2 pseudogenes are annotated in these 1,121 nt (G+C 55.1%); one reads left to right on the top strand and one right to left on the bottom strand.

From position 1 onward, the window contains the following. A pseudogene (locus J5224_RS29240) lies at positions 1-493 on the top strand (amino acid permease); the annotation flags it as partial. 52 nt (positions 494-545) lie between these two features. Here the strand turns inward: J5224_RS29240 and J5224_RS29235 are convergent. Further along, a pseudogene (locus J5224_RS29235) lies at positions 546-1,121 on the bottom strand (ornithine decarboxylase); the annotation flags it as partial.

Below are 1,121 nucleotides of genomic sequence, written 5' to 3'. Positions count from 1 at the left end.
GACCGGACGCATTCTGCGCTCACTGTCACAGGGTGGCTCAGAGCCGCACTTCCTGTCGAAAATGAGCGCGCAGTCGGTTCCCTATACCGGCATTATGGTGACGGTGGCGATCCATATCGTTGGGGTATTCCTTAACTATATTGTGCCGTCACAGGTGTTTGAGATTGTGCTGAATATGGCCTCTATCGGCATCATCTGTTCCTGGGCATTCATTATTTTATGCCAGATGAAGCTGCGTCAGGCCATCAAACAGGGTAAAGCTGAGCCGGTTTCATTCAAGATGCCCGGCGCACCGTTTACCTCCTGGATGACGCTAGTGTTCTTGCTGGGCGTGGTGGTGCTGATGGCGTTTGACTACCCGAACGGCACCTGGACCATTGCTTCCACTCCGGTGCTGGCTATCTTGCTGATTGTGGGATGGTACGGGCTGAAAAAGCGTCGCGCTGCGGCTAATGGCGAAATCGCGGCAACACCCGCGTCTGCAACCGAATAAAAAAAACGGCGCGAGGGTTTACCCCTCGCGCCACTAATACCATTAATAACAATTATTCCTGAATCACATGGGCGCACAGGCGCTTAGCGCCATCTTCCTGCTCAACGCTGTAGACACCTTGCAACTCCGGTGAGAAGCCCGGCATCCGGTTAATGCCTTCTTCTAACGCCAGGAAGTAGCGCAGCACCGCCCCGCCCCAAATTTCTCCCGGCACCACACACAGCACGCCCGGCGGATAAGGAAGCGCACCCTCTGCCGCGACACGACCTTCAGCCTCGGCCAGTGGGATCAAATCCACATCCCCGCGCACAAAGGCATTGTTTGCCGCCTGCGGCAGCATCACGGCACGCGGCAATGTCGCTTTGCGGAACATGGCTTTTTGCAAATATTGCACGTTATGGCTTACATAGAAGTTATGCATTTCCTGACACAGTTGGCGCAGCGTATAGCCGGAGTAGCGCTGTTCGTATTTGTGATAGAGATTCGGCAGCACCTCGCTTAACGGTGCATCGCGTGCAATCAGCGTCTCAAAACGCACCAGCGCCTCCACCAGATGCGACAGCTTGGCGCTGTCTTCCGCAGGCGTCAGCAGAAACAGGATCGAGTTAAGATCGCTTTTCTCCGGGAT

The organism is Candidatus Symbiopectobacterium sp. NZEC135 (genome assembly GCF_025962695.1).
The sequence above is the reverse complement of the archived record's forward strand: the minus strand, read 5'-3'. Positions and strand labels throughout refer to the sequence as shown.